Source organism: Neobacillus vireti (assembly GCF_036962465.1).
Classification (GTDB): Bacteria; Bacillota; Bacilli; order Bacillales; family Cytobacillaceae; genus Neobacillus; species Neobacillus vireti_B.
The window spans coordinates 22303-43645 of sequence record NZ_JBALNF010000071.1; the positions used below are offsets into that span (position 1 = coordinate 22303).

The following is a 21343-nucleotide window of genomic DNA, read 5'->3' on the forward strand; positions in this document are numbered from 1 at the left end:
TATTCAGATTAAATCTTAGCTATTGGGAGATTTTAGATCGGACTGTTCATTTTAATGCCTTTCTCCTTTCAAAAAAGGATAAACCTGGGGGATGTAGGTTTACCTCGAATTTTTTTGTTATTAAATGATTATATGAATTTTAGCATAATTAAAATACTTACGATTACGATACTTTTTACAATCAAAATCCATCAATCTATAAAGAATATGAGTGTCAAAGTCGATGTAAAGAATGTAAGCAGGCTTCATATGCGATTATCGATGGTCAGTTTATTCTCAAAAGAAAGTTCAAGGGAATTATTAGAAGCTTTTCAACAATTCATTGAACATAAAAGGAAAGAATAAGCTAAAACTTAAATCTAGCTATTTTTTTGTCTTATTTTCTTTCTTCAGTTATTTATACAATACCACATTTTTTTAGTTGAATAAGAAAAGCCACCTGTTCATTGGCAACATTTTCTTTCCCTAAACCCGCGATTCCATTCCTGTTGATCATATTTTTTGATTTTTTTAAAAAAAGGGCTCCTAACTAAAATATGAGTCCACAGCTCTAACTCACAACTATAGGAGGAACCCTACTATGTAGTTAACCTGCCTAACTCTTACATGTTTAGTGAGACGAACAGCAAGCTATTTTACAATTTTTACTTGGTGTATAATAGATTGAAGAAATTGTATTTTAACGGGGTGGTAATGAAAATGAAGATTTTATTTGATGAAACTTACACTTCACCTGACGGAAAGCGATCAAGCAGAAATATTTGGTATGGAGATGCTGATATAACTGTTGATGGTGAATATGGAAAAAGCATTAATCTTAATGAAGATTTTATGGATCATTTATGCGAAATGATAAAAAATGACTTATCTAAAAATGCAGCAAATAAGCCTACTGAAACTAACTGGTATTTTTATGGAAGTGGTGTAACTCAGGACACGATTGGAGGCAATAGCATTCCAACAATTATGGTTCGTGAGAGGGCTAACGTGTTTATAACTAATTTTAATATCAGTGACCACGATTTTGCTGTAAATTTTGATGCTATTCTATTGTTTAAGGCGGCTTTTGAAAAACGTTTAACTAGTCAATGAGGAGTAATATCACCATAAGCATTTTCAAACTATTTGAGGAGATGATTTCATAATGAATCATTCTCCTTTTTCATCTGGTGGGAATCTTTTTGTGTGGAGGAATAGAGGTTAATAATACAGATTGTGAATAATTACAACTAAATTAAACTGCCCCATTCGTTCAACAAGATAAAGCTGGCCATGTGGTGCTAGCAGCAAGGTTTCTCCATAGATTTTTAGATCCATTACGTCTTTGAAGTCTAAAAGCAAAAGTCAACTTCCCCTCATATGGTTCCTCCCATTTTCTCAGTATTATATAAATAATTTATATGAAAAAGCATCCGGTAATAATGTAAGTAATTGACTAATATAATCAATATTGTAATCATTTGTACCATTTTCTAAATCTACTAGAATGTTGGTGTTAAAATAATTGGATTTTATAAGAGTACAAAAAGGCAAGAATAGCTGGAAGCGGTATTTATTTTCCCTGTTTCTCATTATTCTGTTTATCGTTGCCGGGGCGCTGCCTTATGCCATTATTAGTGAATGGATTGTGAATACAGATGGAAACCCCCATACCTATTACGATAGTGTTAAAGAGGATTATATGGGAATCAACCCATTATTATCTTTTGCCCTGATGAATTCACCATTTTTGTTTTGGCTTTTGGGTCTTTATGTCGCGATTCGTTTCATACATAAACGGAGATTTACCTCGCTCATTACGCCCAATCGAAAAATAGATTGGCAGAGAATAGGTTTTGGATTTATTACCTACTTTACCATCTTAGTTCTGACTACGATCATCGATTTCCTAATTAACCCGGGGGATTACTCATTCAACAATGTTAGAGTTTCTGATTTTTTGATTTTATTTGTGCTCGTGCTGGTTTTAACTCCCATTCAAACAACGTGTGAGGAATTATTTTTCAGAGGATATCTCATGCAATTGATCGGAAAATGGGTTCGCCTGCCTTTTCTATTATCACTTATCGCAGGTTCCATTTTTGGCGCGCTCCATTTTACCAATCCGGAAATGGGATACTCCCCTATTTTGGTTGGAGCGGACTATCTGGTAACTGGATTTATTTGGTGTTATATCACTGCAAAAACGAACAGTAGCGAATTATCGATTGGAGCGCACGCAGCAAATAATATGCTGTTGGGGTGGTTCCTCACAATGAATGATTCTACCTTTGGTAACCTTCCATCCTTATTTGTTGTTACCAATATTAATCCGGCTATCTCACTCCTTTGGACGATTATTTCTCTTGGCATTTTCTTATTTATTACGTTGAGAAAATACACATTTACGAGACTTTAAAAAAGATGCCACTACCTTGCTATTTTACAAGGTAGCTGACATCTTTTTTAAATGATACGAAATAGCAAAAGAAATCATGGAATGAGATGATTTTTACTTGTTACCACTAATTTTCGTGTTTTGACATCATATATTTCATAACTAATTTCAAACATATGGTCTTTTGTAACTGTCACCTCACAATAATAAGGGATTGACTTTCCATAAGCATCAAGTTTAGGAATATCCTTAAAGCTAAACATTTCATCTGTGTCTAGCATTTTAAAGTCCGCTTCAGATGAACGACCTGAGGCATCTATATCGATCACACATTTTCCACTTACGACATCATATTTTTTTAGCACTACATATTTCAGGCTAGGGAGCGTAAACCCTAAAAGTAAAACACCAATAAATAAGATTCCAAGACATTTCATTACATTTAAGAATCGAAAGTCTGTCGTACCATACATAACAATTAAAGCAATTACTGCACCTATTACAAATAAAGCTCCAAGTATGAGCATAAAATAATAAACAAACATTTTATCACTTCCTCTTACTATTCCTACTTCCCATTATACTTCCACGTTAAGAAAGAGCTACTACCAAAGCAACTCCATATAAAACTTATATAGAGATAATCTTCAGTAACCCAATTCCTGTGACAGGTAGTCCCACTTCTTCTTATAATAAAAAATGGGGAATTCCGATCAATAAACATGAAGGTGTGCTGATATGAGAATAAATTTGTCAGAAAAACAAATCGCGGAAATAAAACGAATCATTCAAAAAGAACTTTTAGTAAAAGGAATTGAACCAACAGATGAATATCTTTTTATCCACTGTTTTTCGAAAATACATAAAGAAACAGTTTATTATCATTTGTTTAAAGAAAATGATACTTTGATGATCCGCTGCTATGCACGCCTGTTTGATAACGTAGGTGTATGTGAGATAATCAGAGGCACAGCAAAAAATGTAATTGACTATGTAGAAAACCAAACCGGATTACAAAACACTATTTATATCGAAAACGGGATAGAAATTACCTTTTAGGCACTGCTTAATATAGATGTAAGCATAAGTTAAGGAAAAAATAATCCTCATCAGGAATCTGATAAATATTCTATTTGCTATACTGGGGGCTTAATTGCCGAACTGTAAGTCAATTTATGAGCGATAAGATAAATGACAAAAAAGAATGGAAATGAAATAATCGAGTTCCACCCTGGATATTTATAATAACCTAACCATAAGAATAAAGTGTTCAGCTAAAAATGCTGTCATGCCTGCAAAGATTAACCCTTTAATGATCGGACTTACACTAAGATTTAATTTGTAGTAAGAACATGATTGTAACTGGCATAAGGGCAAAATCCCATGAAATATAGTCTGGGTTTAACGGAATTAATTTGTTATACTAACTCCAAAGTCCTAAAGTTACCCCAACGTAATCCAACCACGAAGATATCAGCATTTCCCAAAACCCACCTAACATTTTATAAATCCCTCTATTCTTCTTAATTATTTGCCATTTGAACAGTTGGCAGCAGTTCAGTACCATTTATATAGGAACGGTTGTCTTTTTACCAATACACACAAGGGGGAAAAGAACTATTGTTTACTTCTTCAAAGATGATATCAAATGTTTTATTTTAGAAATAGGCAAGAGAACCGGCCATTTGTTTCACACGGTATATTTTTTTACCGCTAAAACGATGATTAAGATTACAGGTATTAGAAGTTGAAAGGGAATATGCATATAAAGCGGAACAATCTTTAATCCAATAAACAAGTGTTGGATAATATTTTTTGACAAAATAAATGTCGATAAAAACGTTATGGCCGCTGATATTACTAGTAGCCGATTTCTCTTGATCTTTGCAAATGAGTTTTCAAAGATCATTAGACCACTGTACATAAATACCGAAATTTTTATAAATCCCCCTATTAAATTGATAATGACAGCCAAAACCTCTATGTGTGGTAAAGTCTCTAATAAACTGGTTAGTTCTAACGCCTTTATAAATGGAAAGACATAAGATGTAACTGTTTCAGGACCTAACAAGCCGAGGATCATCTCACCTGCTAAAAAAAGAAGCACACCAGTGATACAAATGGAAATCCAGCCGTATTTTCGTAAGCCCTTTCTATCGTCTACAAACGGAAATAACATGGTAAATACGATAAGTTCACCATATGGAAAAGTTAATCCAGTTGGGAAAACAGCAGACACTACCTGCTTCAGACTTGTTCTGAAAACGGGTGTTAGACGGCTAATTTCAAAATAGGGAGAAATAAATCCTAATATAATCAGTACGAAAACAATCACACCAGTCATAGCAAATAGTATTAAAGAACTTCTTGCGATTGCTTCAATACCAAGATAACAACAATAGGACACCACAAACAAAAAAGTAGATGAAATAATCCAAAAAGAGACATTATTAAAGAGCACTGAACTTAGGAAGAAGGAGAAATCCTTTAACACTCTGCCTGCAATATATAAAAAGTAAAGACTATACAGTATTCCGACTATTTTGGACAGCCATTTTCCAAATCCTAATTCTAAAATCTCAATCAAATTACTCCATTTTCCCAAAGAATGAAGAAGGATATAGAGATAAAATAATCCTATTCCCATACCCAATGATAAAAAAATGGTGATCCAAACATCTTGTTTTGTATTAAAGTTCCATCCAACGACGATTGCACTTCCGAGCAAAAAGTTGACCATAAGAGTGAATAATTCGATCGATGCTATTTTGACCATTCATCTATCTCTTCCTTTCGCTTTCAAAAACTTATCTGCCATTACGATGAAATATCTCCCACATCCAACACTTTTATCCTTACATCTGTTTGAATTTTTACCGTAGAATAAATGGAATTCCAATTGTTTTTACTTCTGTTCCATCTATTTGGCTGTTTCCTATAGATGACTTCACCGAACCCATTTATATCGGTTTTTTTATTTTGCGTTTTAGTTATCAACTGTTTTATCTGTTGTTGAAGGTCATGTTCGGCCTCACGTTCCAAGGAAACAATGCTTTTCGTGTTGGAGGTATTGATCTTACACGAAACATCAGAAATCTTCCCTGTTAATTGAATTTGGAGAAGAAAGGAGGGAATTCCCATTTTGTCTTTTATTCGAATAAGAGGCTTACTTCTTACCTCCTGCCATGTTACATATCCTTTTTGTCGCTTGCATTTTGTTATAATGGAAGTTTTTTTAATTTTGGCATGAATTAAAGCATATAAATTACTTTCTTCCGAAGAAAGAAAATACGAGAGTTTTTGATCCTTAAAAACAGCTAATCCATCTAATGAAAGAATCGTCTCCGGAGTAGCCTTTTCAATATTTTGCTTAGATGTTCCTTTAGAAAAAGAACCATTCATCCGGATATATGGAATGGTCAATTCCGTTCGATTCTGAACCGCCTTTTCCTTTATATTATTAGATGTTATATCTGACAGCTTTCCCCAGGAAAGTCGTTTCCTTATTAGCATTTCTTCCAATCTGCTTCCAGAAATTTTTTGTACTGGGGTAAAGATCTGAAGCAGTTTATTTGCCGATACTCCCTTTGAAATAACAAACCTGATATTCGCAGGTAAATTGGATTCGCGCATAAAGTAGTCGGTAATAGAAGAAATGCCTTCAGTTTTAGCTAATTCTTCCCCTATTACTGCTACCTCCGTATTATCTAAGAAAATCGGCCGTGCTAATTTATTTTCAATACTCTCCATTGCTTCAGGGAGAGTTCTTCCTTTTCCACTGTATGTGTAAGCACCGGTTTCTGATGCTCCTTCTTTGCTATTGGAGGCGGGATTATATATTTGCAGACTGGCAATATACCCCGCCTTACTCTTATCAATCCCGATCGCGGAAACCACACTAAGTTTATTTAACAACGTGTCCTGGACCTGTTTGCTTACTAGTATAGATAGGATCATTCCGATTGCTAAAACCATATTAATATTTGACTTCATTTGCTTGCGCATGATCTTGTTATTCTTTTTCATTTGTCTCTTCCATCGTTTCTTCGGACATAAAATGAGACTCATCATTTGTCATTTCCACTAGTGATACTTGAATCGCACTGTCTTTTAGGTCATGTGCAACAAAAGGAGCAAAAGGCGATAAATAGGGCACTCCAAAGCTTCGCAGTGAGCATATATGAACCAATAATAATAGTGACAGGAGAGCAATACCATATAAGCCGAGGGCAGCACCTGCAACACTAAAGCAAAGAATGATATTTGCTCCTGTTATACGCAATTGGTAAATGGGAATAACACTTAATAAAATATACGTAAGGCACACAATCACTAAACTGGCAGGGGCAACTAATTGTGCTTCTATTGCGGACTGGCCTAAAATGATACCACCAAATATGGAAATGGTTACGGCAATGTTTTGCTGCAGCCTTGTAGAACTTTCATTTATAGCAATAAGTACAATAATTAATAGAGTTACTTCTAACGACGTTGGAAATGGGACCAACTCCCGCTGAGAAACAAATCCCACTAACAGTTTGACCGGCAAAAGGTTTGCGTGATAGGTCATAAAAGCTACATAGATACCCGGAATATGCAATGAGACAAGATATAAACAAAAACGAATTAACCTTGTATTAACGAAACCTGTATTACTAAAGTAATAGTCCTCAGGTGTTTGAAAAAATTGAATAAACACAGCAGGGGCAATAAGGACATATGGAGAACCGTCTACAAAGATGGCTATTTTGCCTTCCAGTATTTCTGCAGCGACTACATCAGGCCGATCAGTATTGAGCATGAGCGGAAAAAAAGACATAGACTCCCTAGTAAGCACCGACTCGATATAGTTTGCTTCCAGCACAGCATCCAAAGGAAGGCGTTCAAGGCGTTCATAGATGGTTTGAAGCACTTGTTTATCCACCACGTTTTCCAAATACATCACAGATATATCTGTATGGGTATTGGTTCCATATTGTTTCGTCGTTACTCTGACATTGGTATTTTTTATGATTTTTCGGACAAGAGAGATGTTCGTACTCCTATTTTCATTGAAACCTTGGTCAGGACCTTTTGCAACACGTTGGCCTTTTGGACTTTCGATGCTTCGACCGTTCCATTTGGTTGTATCTGTTGAAAGGAAAGTACTGCATCCTTCCATCATAAACAGAGTTTTTCCAGTTAGTAACTCTGATGAAGCAAGATTTATATTTTCTACTCGTTTAATATTTTTTGCTTGAATAACCGCTGTTTCTACAAAAGAAAGCAGTTTTTCATCCGATTGAAAAAAGGGAAATTGATATGTTAATAATGGTTCAATTATGTACTCTTGAATCCCATCCGAGTCTACAATCCCATCAATGTACAGCATAGCTGCTTTCTTATCTTGACCAATCAAGGTGATGTTCCTTATTTGTAAATCAGAACTCTCCCCGAGAATCTCTTTTAAGGCATTTATATTGCTATCTAAAAGACTTGAAGTGTCTTTGCTACCAGTCATTGTTCATCACCTGGGTTCAATTGGTATGGTATTGATAAGTTAGTATTTCTTTAAAGGAAAAAAAATATGCAGGACTCATGATTGAGAACAGAACCTCGCACCTTCCCCTTTAAATTCCTCGGGTCCTAATATTAAAATTAAGCTCTATTTTATGCATTACTCCACATATATATTTTTCTTCTAGCATTGATATGGCATTTATTGGTAATCCTATTGGTTGTTACTAGATTGTATAATGTTTCTTAAAAACGGGAATGTCAAAAGGAGTTTGTAGTAACTACTTCTATTAAAATAAGTTATAATGATAAAAAAATACTAGAGGTGAATATAAAATTGGATAAACATTCTGAGTCAGAACAACCATTTGATCAAGATAATGACCTAGAAAATGATACAAAAAAAGATACTGCTAGATTAGAAACTGTAAAGGAACTAGACGATAGAGAATCTAAAAAAAGGTTTAAGACTAGGAACTATACAGATAATGGGAGAAAAGGAAGAATAGGCGCACCATCATGGTTCCGGTCGTCAAAAAAGAAAAAGAAATTGGAGCTGTCTTGGGTAAAACTCCTTTTTAAAATCATTGTAATAGGAGTTGTCTGTTACAACTTGAAATATATTTTGGACTATGCGAAAAATCCGATTAGTGATTTTACGCATAACTTATATGTAGTTGGAATTCGTGCAGGAATAAATTTTCTTGCCGTTTGGATACTTTTTTACAAGAATCCGTTTTTACGATTTTATCTTTCCTTAATTGCCATTGTCGGATCATTTGCCTATTACGTCTATGTGAATTATCCGAACCTTACCTTTTTGGGGGAAAACCTCATCCCTTCGATTCTTGTTATTGTTTCAGTATTGATGGCCGTAAACCCTAAGCTTAATTACTATTTGAAAAGTATCATTTTACTATGGATCCCTATTGCAGGAATCTACTTTAGCGGTAATAAATATGCACTCGTGTGGACTCTCATGTTTAATGCAGGATTGATTCTTTTCTTTAGAGTGTCAAAATCGAAGAAATCCAAATCTAATAAAACGGAAGAACAAACAAGAAGAAATAAAAAGCAAACGGCTTAATAGCAGCTTATTTTTAGAAGAATGAACCATTGGTATTTTTTAAAAGTTTGAGGATGATCCCATCTTCCTCAAACTTTATTGTCTGATGATAAAACTGGAACAGCATTAAACCTAACTTTAATCATGATTTTTGCCTAACTTCATCAAACTTCTAAGCCAAATACGCTTCCTCCACTTGCTAATCGCTGATAATAAAATTAAAAAATAAGGTAGTTGATCGATTGTGATAGATTCCCCGTTTGTTAGAAGTGTCATGTTAAACCGAGAAGATGTGCCTACATTTTCTAACTTTCCATTTAATCTCCCAAGTATAAAAACTCTGACGCAGCTTACATTGCACCCTAAAGTTACCTACCTGGTCGGTGAGAACGGAATGGGAAAGTCCACCTTACTAGAGGCCATTGCGGTTTCCTTAGGTTTTAATCCAGAAGGAGGATCTTTTAACTTCAACTTCTCAACCTTTGATTCCCACTCTGTATTAAGAAACTATATTAAACTGGTTAGGGGTATTGATAAGCCAAGGGACGGTTTCTTCTTACGTGCTGAAAGCTTTTATAACGTGGCTTCCAATATTGAGGAATTGGACCAGGGTGGCGGGGCTCCGAAAATTATAAACTCTTTTGGCGGACAATCCCTTCATGAGCAATCACATGGAGAGGCCTTCTTCTCAACCTTCATTCACCGGTTTGGTGGAAATGGAATTTATATACTTGATGAACCTGAAGCTGCGCTTTCTCCCTTGCGCCAAATGTCAATGGTTACGAGAATACATGACTTAGTGAATCAACACTCCCAACTAATAATTGCTACCCATTCCCCTATTATTATGTCGTATCCAGATTCCTTCATATACGAATTAAGTGACGAAGGAATAAAAGAGAAAAAGCTTGAAGAAACCAATCATTTTCAGATTATGAAACAGTTTTTAAATGATCCAAAAAGAATGCTTCGTCATCTTCTGGAATAAGAGCTAGAATTTCCCCCTAGCTCCTCTTTACATGGATATTCCAGATTTAACGATCGATTGGTTCGACTTGTATCATAATTTTGGTGACATAATGTTCCTTATGATTCATTACCACCGTATCGTATATATATTCTTCAAAAACATAATCACTTAATGCTAAATGTAAACGTTCCATTTCTTTAAAAAGTCGCTTATACGTTTCACTAATTGTTTTCTCATCCCCAACATGATAGCCAATCAGAAAATCCCCCTTTACAGCTTGAAAATACGGATATCCTACCTTTGGGTTCGGTTGCTCAATGTATAAATAGCTATAATTAGAGAATTCTCCTTTTATTACTTGCTCCCGTTTGGTTATACCACCTATTGGATAGCCTGAATCCAATTGAGAAACGCTCAATTCATTAATAAAATCCGAAATGACCTCTACAAATTCTTCATCCGTTATATTTTCGATATTTCTACTTAAATAAAGTGTTGCTTCTGGTAGTTGTTCAAATGTAATTTGTTGAAAATCAAGGTGTGACGCTTCTTCCATTAAGGTGATTTTTGCCTTGATCATTTTTTCCTTCTGATCAATCTCCTGTCGCATTTTCACAATCTCTTCTTTTTTTTGATACATTAACGATAAAAAACTATCCGGAGATTTATTTCCCATGTATTGTTGAATATCATTCAGCGACATACCAAGTTCTTTTAATAAATCAATCACAAAGAAAAGCTCTATTTGATGAATGGAGTAATAGCGGTACCCCTTGTCATTTTTCAATTCCGGAGACAAAAGCCCAATTTGATCATAGTAAAAAAGTGTCTGTTTGTTTACTTTGCAAAGTTTAGCAAACTCACCTGTTGTTAAATATTTTTCATTTTTTTTATTCATTTTTACAACACCGCCCTTGACTATATAGTAACTATATACACTAGGATGAAAATTGTAAACAACTGATAAATTCCTTAGGTTTGTTTTCAATTTTTGTTTTTTGGTGAGGTGTATAAAAAAGATGAAGACTCGTAAGGTCACTTTAGGATTATTATTAATAAATTTATTCATTGCTTTTTTGGGAATTGGTCTCGTCATTCCAGTATTACCTACGTTGATGGATGAATTGGGTATCACTGGGGAAACAGTGGGTTATTTAACGGCAGCTTTTGCCCTCGCTCAATTGCTTGTATCACCAATTGCAGGCAAAGCAGCAGATCGAATCGGCAGGAAAATCATGATTGTCATTGGCTTATTTATTTTCGGCCTGTCAGAATTAATATTTGGGATCGGAAAAGGAATTGAAATGCTATTTATTTCCCGTATTTTGGGTGGAATTAGTGCTGCGTTCATCATGCCGGCTGTTACTGCCTTTATTGCTGATATTACTGATTTGGAATCGCGCCCAAAGGCACTCGGGTTTATGTCAGCTGCCATCAGTACAGGATTTATTATTGGCCCGGGCATTGGTGGATTTTTAGCGGAGTTTGGAACACGTATACCATTCTTCTTTGCAGGAGCACTTGGAACGATTGCGTCTATACTTTCTATTATTTTATTATCTGAGCCGAATCGTAACGACGATTATAATGAACAAGTCCCAAATGATAAGTTTGGCTTTAAGCGTATTTTTTCCCAAAAATATTTCCTAGCGTTTATTTTGATTTTTATCGCCTCATTTGGTTTAGCCGCTTTCGAATCTTTCTTCAGTCTATTTGTGGACCATAAATTTCAGTTTAAACCATCCGATATAGCGATTGTTATCACAGGCGGTGGCATTTTTGGCGCAGTTGCACAGGTCCTATTATTTGATCGGCTTACACGAATTTGGGGTGAAATTAAGTTGATTCGATATTGCTTAATTTTATCGGCCTTACTTGTCTTTTTAATGACGGTTGTTCATTCCTATTTCTCTATTTTACTTGTCACATTCATTGTTTTTGTGGGATTCGATTTATTCCGCCCAGCCGTAACATCCTATCTTTCCAATATCGCCGGGAACGAACAAGGTTTCGTTGGTGGGATGAACTCCATGTTTACAAGTTTAGCGAACATTAGCGGACCCATTCTAGGGGGAATATTATTTGATATAGATATTAATTACCCTTACTATTTTGCAACGGTGATCCTAACACTTGGAATCGCGATTACATTGTTTTGGAAGAAGCGAGCAAGTGATTCTTCTGTCAAAGTGAAGGCTAGTGTAGCTAATCAGTCAAATTAAACTAATAAAACAGTTTTAAAATGATCAGAAAACAAAAGGAAGCACACGTTCGATTAGGCCTTTTTCTTTGGAATACCCGCTACTATATAGCCATATATAAAGCAGTGCATTTCGCATATGAAATCGCACTGCTTTTTATTTGATATAACAAGGTTTCTTCACCTTTTTGGATTTAAATAGCGGGTATAAAAAGCATATTGTTAACACATACCATAATTTAAATTATGGTACTTGCGATTTTGTATAAATTTACTTTTCACTGTTTTTAAACTTAAGCTACCCATTTGTTTAAGTACATTCTTTCGCAAATTTTATTCACCCCTACCTTTCAGTCATCTTTTTTCTTAAATAGTCCTCAAATGTAACTGTCCCCACATTTTGAATTGGATTAGTGTTTTTACCCTTCAATAAAGCTTTATAAAGTCTTCCTGGAAACGAGAAGCTATAAACTCTATTAGGTTGATTATTTATTCTAATTTTCAAATCTGCCATTTCTCTTAGTGTCATTATTTTTGGACCTGCAAATTCATCAGTTTTTCCTTGAGGACCTTTATCCGTTAGTTTAATTAAATGATTGGCAAAATCACCTACATCCACGGTTTGAAACTTGATGTTCCCAGGAATAAAATACCCTTTAAAAACAGGTTTTGACAAAAACAAAGAATCAACAAAGCTATGAAACTGAGTTGCACGAACAACTGTATAAGGAATAAAACTTTGTTTTAGCACTTCTTCTGCTTCGTATTTATACTTGTAATATTTAAATGGTATATCTTCAATACCGACAATAGATGGATAAATAAAATGTTTTATGTGTGTGAGCTTACTTAAAAATTTTGAGAGCCCTAATACTTCGATTTCTTTGGTTTTTTTCATTGGGCTGGTTGCAGCGTGAATAACCACATCTATATCTTTTGCTGCCTCTTCTAATCCTTGACCTGTTAGCATATCGCTATAAATCCAGTCAAAGTTTTCTCCACATTTAGGTCTTCTTCTTGAAGTTATTTTGACACTACAATCACTATCTTTAAGTAGATTAACTACCGCTGAGCCTAGTTGCCCAGTTGAACCTGTTACTAATATCCTCAAAAATATATCCCTCCCTTTTTGTTTCTTCTATGTAGTATTCAAAAGGTTTAAACACTATGCACCTAACATGTTGGTTTAGCTCCATAAGGTGTTCAAAAGTGACCTGATTAAACGAGATTTTTTTACCATAAGATAACTAAAACTACATTTTTACACCGCTCTTTCAGTTTGACATTTCTCTATGGGGGTATAAATTAAGGGACTTAAACAAAATGGAGGGATATTACATGTTTAACAATAATGAAGCAAATCCTAACAAAGCTGAAGAAGCCGTAAAAAACATGGATAATAGCGAAATGTATAACAAGTTGGAAAATTTTAATGAGTTTAAATCATACCTACACAACAAAATATCAGTAGGGGAAAAACTGGGCATGAATGAAGAGCAATTGGCGAAAAGTGCTGAAAAGGTTGCCGACTATCTTGCTAAAAATACTGAACCTCAAAACCGTGAGGAAGTTCTCCTTCAGGAGCTCTGGAAGGTAGGCAACGAAGAGGAACAACACAAATTAGCTCATATGCTTGTAAAATTAGCAAAATAAAAATCTATAAGCTCTTTTGTTCCTTGAGGTTAACATACCTTCAGACCGAAAACAGAATCAATTTGACATCAACCAAACTCGGAAAAAATCGCTGCAACGATTATCTATAGAAAAAACAACCTAATTGTTTTTAATGATTAATTTTCCAGAAGAATTTATAAAGTTCATAAATTTAATCGTCGAAAGAGGGGTATTGAAAAGATGAAAAAGATGTTAATTGCTTATATACTATCCCTTCTTGCTAAAGATTTAAATAGAAAAGGAAGCACACGTTCGATGTGCTTCCTTTTCTATTATGGTTAAAATTTCTATGTTGCACGACCATCCTTACTAAATACAATTCGCGTCAACTACCTGGCCGGAAACCGACATCAGTTCATTTATGTTCACCCATCCTCCAATATTTTGAGATTGGTCAACACCTTCTATGGTAAAAGACAGACTAATATGGTTGGGAAGTGTCAACGTGGATCTTTTGCCTATGCAGTTCTGTGCTTTTTGCAGAGAATCCACCCTTACACCTTCACACAAAATTGTATACCTTTGGATTGGCAGGTAAATTAATACTCCTCTTAAAGGATCATAGGTCTTTATAAAACCTTCAACTGTGGTTCCATCTCGGAAAGATAATCTGATCCATCGCTTCTGTTGATAACAAGCAAGGATTTTTTGAAATAGTCCTTGTCTGTAGTCATAGTAATATGGATAGAAAGGCTGGTAAGGATCATTTGGGTACAATTCAGCCTCCCCCTTTCTTTCATCATTAAATCTTTTCATGTATATGAGAAAAAAAAGGGTTGGTGCTTGTCAACACCGGGTGTAGATAAGAAAAGCGAATAGTGCACAATATTCGCTTGAAATGTATGAAAATGAATGGTTTGCTTGAAAACTAGTAATCTCACGTCGTGTATGAATATACGTCCATAAAGAACCTCCAGTTTATGTATTTAATTCTTGAATTTGTAGACCTTTATGTTTAAAAAAATGACCCCGACAAATGAAATGCTATAAAACACAATGCCAGAAACCGTATTCGGTGATAAGTAATCAATTAATTCCATTTCATTCCCTCACTTTAAGTTTAATGATATATCGTATTAAGATATATTTATTGTAATAAAATTATATCGTGTTAAGATATAATTATCAATAGTAAAGGTGGACTTTTATGTCAGAAAATTTAAATAAAGAAACTTATGAATTATTGGCTGAATTCAGGTATCAATTGAAGAAGTTTCTTCATTTTAGTGATTCTGAGGCAGGAAAAGTGGGGATAACACCTCAACAGCACCAGCTTTTATTAGCCATTAAGGGGTTCCCTGGACGTGATTCAGCCACACCTCGTGAGCTTGCCGAACGCCTATTTATTACGCATAATGCCTGTGTAGGACTGATTGACCGATGTTCCCAGCTGGACCTTGTCACTAGGACGAGTAATCCTGATGATGGACGGAGTGTTTTGATTCAATTAACCTTACATGGGGAAGAAATTTTGCAAAAGTTGTCGGAGATTCATTTGGAAGAAATTATCAGGATAGGATTCTTGAAGGAAAAACGTGATGGGTTTCTACATCAACAGGATGATGTAACTTGAGGTTCATACCAAAGGAAAACAATACTGAAAAAGCCATTAGAAATGAAAAGGAATCCAGGGAATTTTCTGTAGGGCAGTCCTTCACAACTAACCTATCTAGAATAGGAGGAGATGCCGCAGCTCCTCCTATTGACCATATCTTCTACATTTATAAAACTAGTCATTTTTCATAATCCCTCTTATATCCGGTTTTCGTTTTACTTACATACTCTCATTCTTCAATATCTTCCTCTCAAAACCTAAAAACCGAGTCCCTTGAAAGGTTAATATTCCAATGTCATCTTCGGCTATTAAACCGTACTCATTACCTGACACATGAAACTCCGAACGGTCACCACTTTCAAACTCGAATGTAACAAAATAACTTGTATGTGAGCTTGAAGAATGTAAGTGATGGTTCTCTTGTTGATGATGATGCATATCTGTCGTTCTAGAAACATGGGCTCGTTTGGATTTAACTTTAGCTGGTACACTTAGTTTTGGGGATTGTTCATTTTTCCGCCATTGACCAACCCCTTTGAAAATAGAAAATAAAATACTGCCAATTACTATTACAAAAATTAGTCCAATAAAAATAGGGACAATTTGAAACATAAAATCACCCATAAAAAATGAATTTTCCATGCAAACACACCTTCCATGATCTCCTATGGTCATTTACGTATAAGAATATGAAAAGGATTCACTTATTAACATAGCAACATACCTTGATACCTTATTCAATTTACCATATTAAATACTATGCCTTTTTGGATGTTAAAAGGGCAGCAAATTAGCTGCCCATTTTATTTATTTTTCGTTATTCTGTTTTCTCCCCGTCAATCGAACCCATTAGTTCCCTGTGTTCTTTTTTTATGTTTCCATCTTAAACGACATGGTCCTGGTATTCATTATCAACCGATTTTAACTTAATCGAATCCCAATTTGTTCGATAAAAGCGAACCATTACACTAACTCCAAATACCGTCAGATAGGAGTATAAGGAGATCCATGCGCCCATACTGCCCCAATCAAGCATAAAAGTCAAAACATAACTGAGAGGAACAAAAAATAACCAACCTAATAGCAAAGAGATTTTTAATAAAAACGACGTGTCACCAATTCCTCTGAGACCACCCGCATAAAAATTTAATAGTCCGTCAAACAATTGCAAAAATGCCGAAATCATTACTAATTCTGCAGCTACCTTATACACATGGACATCGTGAGTATAAATCTTAGCAATCGGTTCTGCCCAGAAAAATTCAATGACACCTAACACCAATAGAAAAATACACCCTAAAATGGACGTGTTAGTGCCTGCTTTTCTTCCTAATCTGGGGTTCCCTCGCCCGACTTCTTGACCAACAAGAATGGTTGCTGTTGATCCGAATGCAAAGGCAGGCATGAATCCAAGACTCATGACACTAAGAGCCACTTCATTAGCGGCTAACGCATTTGTCCCTAATCTCGTAACAAATGCTGTAAAAACAAACATGGCCATGGCCATTGAAAATTCCTGTATCCCTAATTTAGCACTTTCTCCTAATATTAATTTTGCTTCTGCTCGGTCGAAGGCAATTCTTGTGCGTGTTTCATATTTTTGATGTAATTTTATAAAATAGAAATAAGCGCAAATAAGAAACGTGACCAATTCTCCTGCAAAAAAGGCCATTCCTGCCCCAATCAAACCTAATTTAGGAAGAGCAAAATGTCCATAGGTTAGCCCATAAGTAAGAAAAATCATCACGGCTCCACCTGCTATGGTACTAATCATAGGTGTTTTGGTATCCCCAATCCCGCGAAGAAATCCATGAATAACAAAGGTGAAGATCGAAAATACCATCGCAAAGAAACGAAATTGCAGGTAACTTTTCCCTTGTCTAATCATTTCAGCTGAACTTCCCAACAATTTAAAAATCGCTTCTGGAAATAGTAAACCAACCAATAAAACTAGTGTCGCAGCTGCTATACAAAGATAAAAGGCTATATAGGTACGTTCCACGCCTTTTTTCATGGTGTTGGATCCATAATTTTGAGCCACTAAATAATTGGTCGTATGTCCGATACCCGAAAATAATGCCCAGGCATTATACATAATAATGTTCGAAACACCGACGATCGCAATCGCCAGAGCACTTAATTGACCGACTAATATGAGATTGATGGTTCCTGTAAGTGTCGATGAAGCAAATGAAGCAATCGAAGGTATGGCGAGCAGTAATATCTTTTTCCATTCTTTCAACATGTTGTTAATCCCCTATGTTCCTTTTTTAGATGAAATATAAGATTTAGGAAACATCTAGCTCCATCCATATAAGCCACGATCCATTCCCTATATAATAGATATTCTATAATGTATCCATAATTCCTCCTCTATTTGCTGCCTGCCAACAGGAATCCATTCTAAATGTGCATAAGAAAAGCCATAGAGCACGTTTCCTGGCCCAAAGCCGATTGACCACTCCCTATGACTTACTTATTTGTCCATTACCTAATTCTATTTACTCAATAACGTGAATAAAAGATAGACTGCTGCCCCCCACATAACGAGGGCTGATATTTTGTTTAATAACAACAAAAAATTACCAGATGGATCAAGCTTTCCAGTTAATCGCCCCATTAGTGAAAGTCCAAAAAACCAAAGCCAGGAAACCAAAATACAAGCAAAAGCAAAGATTACTTTATCTTCCCCTTGATACCTTAATGAACTTGTTCCAATTACCCCGACCGTATCCATGATGGCATGAGGGTTCAGTAAGGAAACAGATGCTGCAAACAATACTTGTTTCTTTAATGAAAATTTATTCCTGCTTTCTTCTCTTTCATTACTTGGTTTACTATTCCAAGTGGTCCATCCCATGTAGAGTAAAAAAATACAACCTGCCCCAATTAAGATTATTTTGATCCAAAAAGAACCTAAAATAAGAAAGGAAACACCCAAAACAGATACCAAGATTAATAGAGTATCACACAAAGAAGCTGTAATAATGACGGGTAATGCATAAACAAAACGCGGCTGTAATGCCCCTTGATTAAAAACAAAAACATTTTGGACACCCAGAGGAAGAATCAGCCCCAGTGCAAGAATAAATCCATGAAAAAATGCTTCTAACATCTTCATTTCGCCCTTTCTTGTATAGATAAATGAGTCTTATTTTAGTCGGAAATGTTGCTTTTGTCTCCAACCATTTGGATGGAATTCAAACCAACCAAGTTATATAATAATACAAAAAAGGAGAATCATCTGATGTTTTATACCGATTGGAAGCCAAATAAATCATCGCCAATTCCATTACATAAGCAAATAACAGACTTTATGAAAGAGAAAATATCCAATGGTGAGTGGACGATCGGCTATAAGCTCCCTCCCCAGCGAACTTTAGCAAAAATATTAGAAGTAAATCGAAGCACCATTGTAACGGCATATGATGAATTAATAGCGGAAGGACTTATTGAGGGAAAAAGCGGCAGCGGTACAAGAGTCGTCAACAATACGTGGAACCTGTTAGCGACTGCCCCGCCTCCTGATTGGAATTCATATGTAACACGCGGTTCACACAAGCCGAACTTGCCAACCATTCAAGAAATAAATCAAGCTGAATTTACTCCTAACATTATTCGTTTAGGAACTGGGGAATTATCGCCAAATCTGCTTCCTCATCTTTCTATGAAAAAAATATTCCATCACTTGTCCAATCGGGACATTTCTTATGGATATGAAGAACCAAAGGGATTGCTCCCCTTAAGAGAACAAATCGCAACCTATTTAAAGACAATCGGAATTTCTGCTTCTCCTTCTTCGATTTTAATCGTGTCAGGTGCTTTACAAGCCTTACAGCTTATCAGTGTGGGTTTATTGCATAGGGGGTCAACCGTATTAACAGAAAAACCATCCTATCTTCATTCTTTAAATGTCTTTCAGTCAGCAGGTATGCGTTTAATGGGCATTCCTATGGATACAGAAGGAATTCAATCCAAGCTGATTTCAACATATAAAAAACAACAAAATGCAGCTTTACTTTATACTATTCCAACATTTCATAATCCTACGGGGACCTTAATGACTTTGGAAAGACGTAAACAATTGCTAAAAACCTGCCAACAAGAACAACTGCCTTTGATTGAAGATGATGTTTACCGAGAATTATGGTTGGAGGAAAATCCGCCTAAACCAATGAAGGCTTTTGACAAACATGGTCTTGTCCTTTATTTGGGCAGTTTATCGAAATCTTTAAGTCCTGGTCTTCGAATAGGTTGGATTGTTGGTCCAGAACCAGTTGTTGAGCATTTAGCAGATATTAAAATGCAAACTGACTACGCCTCTAGTTCTTTATCCCAATGGGCAGCTGCTGAATGGTTTTCGAGTGGACTTTACCATGAACATCTTCATGAAATAAGAAAACAATTGAAAATTCGTCGAGATTTTACGTTAGATATATTGAACATGTATTTTTCTGATCTTGCCGTATGGGAAAAACCCGCTGGAGGCTTCTATATTTGGCTGCGTTTGCTACCATCCCTCTCGATGAGAAAATTATTTGAAATGGCACTAGCAGAAGGGATTTTACTAAATCCAGGAAATGTTTATGACCATCAAGCTGAACAATATCTTCGCATTTCCTATTCATTTGCTCCACTGCCGAGAATTGAGGATGGTCTTAAACGCTTATTAAAAATAATAAAAACAATAGCAAAATCACTGTGAGGCTCTTGTTAGAAACTTTATTAATCATTGAAACTGACATACATAAATGGAAGTCAGATTAGCGGTCACACATCCCTCCATTTCATTTTAATTAACATCCCCCCGCTTTACTTCATACCATAATCAAAAACGGAGTTGAGCTCATGGCGAAATGGATTGATGTGTCAACATCAAAGCACCAATTAAAACTTTTTGATCGTAACAGGCTTTTAAAAACTTACCCCATTGCAGTCGGAAAAATATTATCACCTACACCTGCAGGAACCTACACGATTATCAATAAGGACCCTAATCCTGGCGGACCATTCGGAGTGCTTTGGATGGGATTGTCAAGACCTCATTACGGTATACACGGAACAAATAATCCATCTTCTATAGGCAAAAATGTCTCGCATGGTTGTATAAGAATGTTTAATCATGATGTTCTTGAATTATCATCTTTAGTTCCAATCGGTACGAATGTTTTTATTCATAAATGATTCTATTATCGCCAATTTACTTTTCAAGTTTAGGTCAAATTGAACATTAAGGGAATCGCTATAATCCATTAGGAGACTAGCTGCTGTCCCTCCGTTTGTTTTTGAAGATTTGAAAATCAAGTAATCCATTTTCCCCTATTAGTTGTTTGTTTCTGAAAATTAAAAAGGCAGAGTTTTTCCAAAAAGTTATATAATGGAAATATATACAAAAAGGGGGCTGGAGATTGAAACATAACCTAAATGCATTATCAATTTTTTGTTTAGCAATAAGCATCGTTATTGGAAGTTACCTAATATCAAATAGTTTAAGTAAGAACAGTCTGTCGGTTCCAACTCAAACTTCGTCACAATCAACAAATAAACTATTTACGGAACCTGAATTAGCATCCTATTTAGGGTTGAGCCTTGATGAGGTGAAGAAATTAGGTCCAATATCGGATTCACAAGGTGGTATTGAAGGTGTTCTCCCTTATTTAATAGTCGGAGGAAAGGTCTATTATTCCAAAGCAGCAATTGACAAATGGCTGCTCAATAACCAAGGCTATCGGGTGCAATAAGACCAAATTAAATTGGTCTTTTTTTATGCTCTTCTAAACTAAACTACATTTTTTGGACCTATTGAGCTTTCAAATTTTTATTAGTTTCAGCTAATTCTTTTCGTAGTTTTTTTATCTCTTCGGTTTGGTCTAAGATATTATTATTCACTTTTCTTAAAGCATCATAAACCGCAAAAATTCCTGCAAACGCTAAGAATCCAACTAGTAAATTCATTTCACACCCACTTTATTCAATATATATTAACTTCTAATAACCTAAAATTA

The 21343-nt window shown here is 35.4% G+C and carries 23 protein-coding genes; 11 read left to right on the forward strand and 12 right to left on the reverse strand.

Annotated elements, in window-relative coordinates; all coding sequences use genetic code 11:
• Window positions 1-699: 699 nt before the first annotated feature.
• Window positions 700-1092: a hypothetical protein gene (locus V7077_RS24940; RefSeq protein ID WP_335506965.1), complete on the forward strand. Its 393-nt coding sequence runs from the start codon at window positions 700-702 to the stop codon at window positions 1090-1092.
• A 108-nt stretch (window positions 1093-1200) separates the two neighbouring features.
• Here V7077_RS24940 and V7077_RS24945 read toward each other — a convergent pair whose 3' ends face one another.
• Window positions 1201-1341, reverse strand: a complete 141-nt coding sequence (locus tag V7077_RS24945; protein ID WP_335506967.1) for a hypothetical protein — start codon at window positions 1339-1341, stop codon at window positions 1201-1203.
• 163 nt (window positions 1342-1504) lie between these two features.
• On the opposite strand from V7077_RS24945, the gene V7077_RS24950 reads away from it, so the two are divergent.
• Complete coding sequence (locus tag V7077_RS24950) at window positions 1505-2398, forward strand: CPBP family intramembrane glutamic endopeptidase (RefSeq protein ID WP_335506969.1); 894 nt, start codon at window positions 1505-1507, stop codon at window positions 2396-2398.
• Window positions 2399-2472: 74 nt separating this feature from the next.
• Here the strand turns inward: V7077_RS24950 and V7077_RS24955 are convergent, their stop codons facing one another.
• Window positions 2473-2922, reverse strand: a complete 450-nt coding sequence (locus tag V7077_RS24955) for a hypothetical protein (protein ID WP_335506971.1) — start codon at window positions 2920-2922, stop codon at window positions 2473-2475.
• Between the two features lie 193 nt (window positions 2923-3115).
• On the opposite strand from V7077_RS24955, the gene V7077_RS24960 reads away from it, so the two are divergent.
• Complete coding sequence (locus V7077_RS24960; protein ID WP_335506973.1) at window positions 3116-3436, forward strand: hypothetical protein; 321 nt, start codon at window positions 3116-3118, stop codon at window positions 3434-3436.
• A gap of 631 nt (window positions 3437-4067) precedes the next feature.
• Here the strand turns inward: V7077_RS24960 and V7077_RS24965 are convergent.
• Genes V7077_RS24965 through V7077_RS24975 form a run of 3 tightly spaced genes read right to left on the reverse strand, consistent with a single transcriptional unit; the run spans window position 4068 to window position 7877 of the window.
• Window positions 4068-5153 (reverse strand): GerAB/ArcD/ProY family transporter, encoded by a 1086-nt coding sequence (locus tag V7077_RS24965; protein WP_335506975.1) that lies wholly within the window; start codon window positions 5151-5153, stop codon window positions 4068-4070.
• A gap of 41 nt (window positions 5154-5194) precedes the next feature.
• Window positions 5195-6403, reverse strand: a complete 1209-nt coding sequence (locus tag V7077_RS24970; protein ID WP_335506977.1) for a Ger(x)C family spore germination protein — start codon at window positions 6401-6403, stop codon at window positions 5195-5197.
• Window positions 6390-7877 (reverse strand): spore germination protein, encoded by a 1488-nt coding sequence (locus V7077_RS24975; RefSeq protein WP_335506979.1) that lies wholly within the window; start codon window positions 7875-7877, stop codon window positions 6390-6392. Before V7077_RS24975 ends, V7077_RS24970 begins: the two co-directional genes overlap by 14 nt.
• 333 nt (window positions 7878-8210) lie before the next feature.
• On the opposite strand from V7077_RS24975, the gene V7077_RS24980 reads away from it, so the two are divergent.
• Entirely contained in the window at window positions 8211-8960 is a 750-nt protein-coding gene (locus V7077_RS24980; RefSeq protein ID WP_335506980.1) for a hypothetical protein, read from the forward strand.
• 253 nt (window positions 8961-9213) lie between these two features.
• Window positions 9214-9927, forward strand: coding sequence for an AAA family ATPase (locus tag V7077_RS24985; RefSeq protein WP_335506981.1), 714 nt, complete (start codon window positions 9214-9216; stop codon window positions 9925-9927).
• 46 nt (window positions 9928-9973) lie between these two features.
• On the opposite strand, the gene V7077_RS24990 is transcribed toward V7077_RS24985, so the two are convergent.
• Window positions 9974-10807 (reverse strand): MerR family transcriptional regulator, encoded by an 834-nt coding sequence (locus V7077_RS24990; RefSeq protein WP_335506983.1) that lies wholly within the window; start codon window positions 10805-10807, stop codon window positions 9974-9976.
• 121 nt (window positions 10808-10928) lie between these two features.
• On the opposite strand from V7077_RS24990, the gene norA reads away from it, so the two are divergent.
• Window positions 10929-12131 carry a multidrug efflux MFS transporter NorA gene (gene norA / locus V7077_RS24995; protein ID WP_335506986.1) on the forward strand — a complete coding sequence of 401 codons (1203 nt, stop codon included), beginning with the start codon at window positions 10929-10931 and terminating at the stop codon, window positions 12129-12131.
• A gap of 321 nt (window positions 12132-12452) precedes the next feature.
• Here norA and V7077_RS25000 read toward each other — a convergent pair whose 3' ends face one another.
• Window positions 12453-13220 carry an SDR family oxidoreductase gene (locus V7077_RS25000; protein WP_335506988.1) on the reverse strand — a complete coding sequence of 256 codons (768 nt, stop codon included), beginning with the start codon at window positions 13218-13220 and terminating at the stop codon, window positions 12453-12455.
• Window positions 13221-13447: 227 nt separating this feature from the next.
• Between V7077_RS25000 and V7077_RS25005 the strand changes: the two genes are divergently transcribed.
• Window positions 13448-13762, forward strand: a complete 315-nt coding sequence (locus V7077_RS25005; protein WP_335506990.1) for a DUF3243 domain-containing protein — start codon at window positions 13448-13450, stop codon at window positions 13760-13762.
• Between the two features lie 330 nt (window positions 13763-14092).
• Here the strand turns inward: V7077_RS25005 and V7077_RS25010 are convergent, their stop codons facing one another.
• A complete protein-coding gene (locus tag V7077_RS25010) occupies window positions 14093-14500 on the reverse strand; it encodes a hypothetical protein (protein ID WP_335506991.1) in 408 nt (135 codons plus the stop codon).
• Window positions 14501-14930: 430 nt separating this feature from the next.
• Between V7077_RS25010 and V7077_RS25015 the strand changes: the two genes are divergently transcribed.
• Entirely contained in the window at window positions 14931-15356 is a 426-nt protein-coding gene (locus tag V7077_RS25015) for a MarR family winged helix-turn-helix transcriptional regulator (RefSeq protein WP_335506993.1), read from the forward strand.
• Between the two features lie 201 nt (window positions 15357-15557).
• Here V7077_RS25015 and V7077_RS25020 read toward each other — a convergent pair whose 3' ends face one another.
• The 3 genes from V7077_RS25020 to V7077_RS25030 all read right to left on the reverse strand — a co-directional run bounded on the left by V7077_RS25020 (window position 15558) and on the right by V7077_RS25030 (window position 18453).
• On the reverse strand, window positions 15558-15980 hold the full coding sequence (locus tag V7077_RS25020) for a DUF2500 domain-containing protein (protein ID WP_335506995.1): 423 nt from the start codon (window positions 15978-15980) through the stop codon (window positions 15558-15560).
• A 241-nt stretch (window positions 15981-16221) separates the two neighbouring features.
• Complete coding sequence (locus V7077_RS25025; protein ID WP_335506998.1) at window positions 16222-17583, reverse strand: MATE family efflux transporter; 1362 nt, start codon at window positions 17581-17583, stop codon at window positions 16222-16224.
• 252 nt (window positions 17584-17835) lie between these two features.
• On the reverse strand, window positions 17836-18453 hold the full coding sequence (locus V7077_RS25030) for a LysE/ArgO family amino acid transporter (protein WP_335507000.1): 618 nt from the start codon (window positions 18451-18453) through the stop codon (window positions 17836-17838).
• A 132-nt stretch (window positions 18454-18585) separates the two neighbouring features.
• On the opposite strand from V7077_RS25030, the gene V7077_RS25035 reads away from it, so the two are divergent.
• From V7077_RS25035 to V7077_RS25045, 3 genes are all read left to right on the forward strand, one after another.
• Window positions 18586-20043, forward strand: coding sequence for a PLP-dependent aminotransferase family protein (locus tag V7077_RS25035; RefSeq protein WP_335507002.1), 1458 nt, complete (start codon window positions 18586-18588; stop codon window positions 20041-20043).
• Window positions 20044-20186: 143 nt separating this feature from the next.
• Window positions 20187-20522 carry a L,D-transpeptidase gene (locus V7077_RS25040; protein WP_335507004.1) on the forward strand — a complete coding sequence of 112 codons (336 nt, stop codon included), beginning with the start codon at window positions 20187-20189 and terminating at the stop codon, window positions 20520-20522.
• A 224-nt stretch (window positions 20523-20746) separates the two neighbouring features.
• On the forward strand, window positions 20747-21079 hold the full coding sequence (locus tag V7077_RS25045; protein WP_335507006.1) for a helix-turn-helix domain-containing protein: 333 nt from the start codon (window positions 20747-20749) through the stop codon (window positions 21077-21079).
• A gap of 58 nt (window positions 21080-21137) precedes the next feature.
• Here V7077_RS25045 and V7077_RS25050 read toward each other — a convergent pair whose 3' ends face one another.
• Window positions 21138-21293 carry a hypothetical protein gene (locus V7077_RS25050; RefSeq protein WP_335507008.1) on the reverse strand — a complete coding sequence of 52 codons (156 nt, stop codon included), beginning with the start codon at window positions 21291-21293 and terminating at the stop codon, window positions 21138-21140.
• Window positions 21294-21343: the final 50 nt, after the last annotated feature.

What these genes read in the sequence shown, in the direction of transcription:
- V7077_RS25020 (WP_335506995.1), bottom strand. Translation starts at nt 15,980, where the DNA reads ATGGAAAATTCATTTTTTATGGGTGATTTTATGTTTCAAATTGTCCCT.
- V7077_RS25030 (WP_335507000.1), bottom strand. Translation starts at nt 18,453, where the DNA reads ATGTTAGAAGCATTTTTTCATGGATTTATTCTTGCACTGGGGCTGATT.
- V7077_RS25005 (WP_335506990.1), top strand. Translation starts at nt 13,448, where the DNA reads ATGTTTAACAATAATGAAGCAAATCCTAACAAAGCTGAAGAAGCCGTA.
- V7077_RS24990 (WP_335506983.1), bottom strand. Translation starts at nt 10,807, where the DNA reads ATGAATAAAAAAAATGAAAAATATTTAACAACAGGTGAGTTTGCTAAA.
- norA (WP_335506986.1), top strand. Translation starts at nt 10,929, where the DNA reads ATGAAGACTCGTAAGGTCACTTTAGGATTATTATTAATAAATTTATTC.
- V7077_RS25035 (WP_335507002.1), top strand. Translation starts at nt 18,586, where the DNA reads ATGTTTTATACCGATTGGAAGCCAAATAAATCATCGCCAATTCCATTA.
- V7077_RS25050 (WP_335507008.1), bottom strand. Translation starts at nt 21,293, where the DNA reads ATGAATTTACTAGTTGGATTCTTAGCGTTTGCAGGAATTTTTGCGGTT.
- V7077_RS25015 (WP_335506993.1), top strand. Translation starts at nt 14,931, where the DNA reads ATGTCAGAAAATTTAAATAAAGAAACTTATGAATTATTGGCTGAATTC.
- V7077_RS24965 (WP_335506975.1), bottom strand. Translation starts at nt 5,153, where the DNA reads ATGGTCAAAATAGCATCGATCGAATTATTCACTCTTATGGTCAACTTT.
- V7077_RS25025 (WP_335506998.1), bottom strand. Translation starts at nt 17,583, where the DNA reads ATGTTGAAAGAATGGAAAAAGATATTACTGCTCGCCATACCTTCGATT.
- V7077_RS25040 (WP_335507004.1), top strand. Translation starts at nt 20,187, where the DNA reads ATGGCGAAATGGATTGATGTGTCAACATCAAAGCACCAATTAAAACTT.
- V7077_RS24960 (WP_335506973.1), top strand. Translation starts at nt 3,116, where the DNA reads ATGAGAATAAATTTGTCAGAAAAACAAATCGCGGAAATAAAACGAATC.
- V7077_RS24940 (WP_335506965.1), top strand. Translation starts at nt 700, where the DNA reads ATGAAGATTTTATTTGATGAAACTTACACTTCACCTGACGGAAAGCGA.
- V7077_RS24985 (WP_335506981.1), top strand. Translation starts at nt 9,214, where the DNA reads ATGTTAAACCGAGAAGATGTGCCTACATTTTCTAACTTTCCATTTAAT.
- V7077_RS24975 (WP_335506979.1), bottom strand. Translation starts at nt 7,877, where the DNA reads ATGACTGGTAGCAAAGACACTTCAAGTCTTTTAGATAGCAATATAAAT.
- V7077_RS24955 (WP_335506971.1), bottom strand. Translation starts at nt 2,922, where the DNA reads ATGTTTGTTTATTATTTTATGCTCATACTTGGAGCTTTATTTGTAATA.
- V7077_RS24970 (WP_335506977.1), bottom strand. Translation starts at nt 6,403, where the DNA reads ATGAAAAAGAATAACAAGATCATGCGCAAGCAAATGAAGTCAAATATT.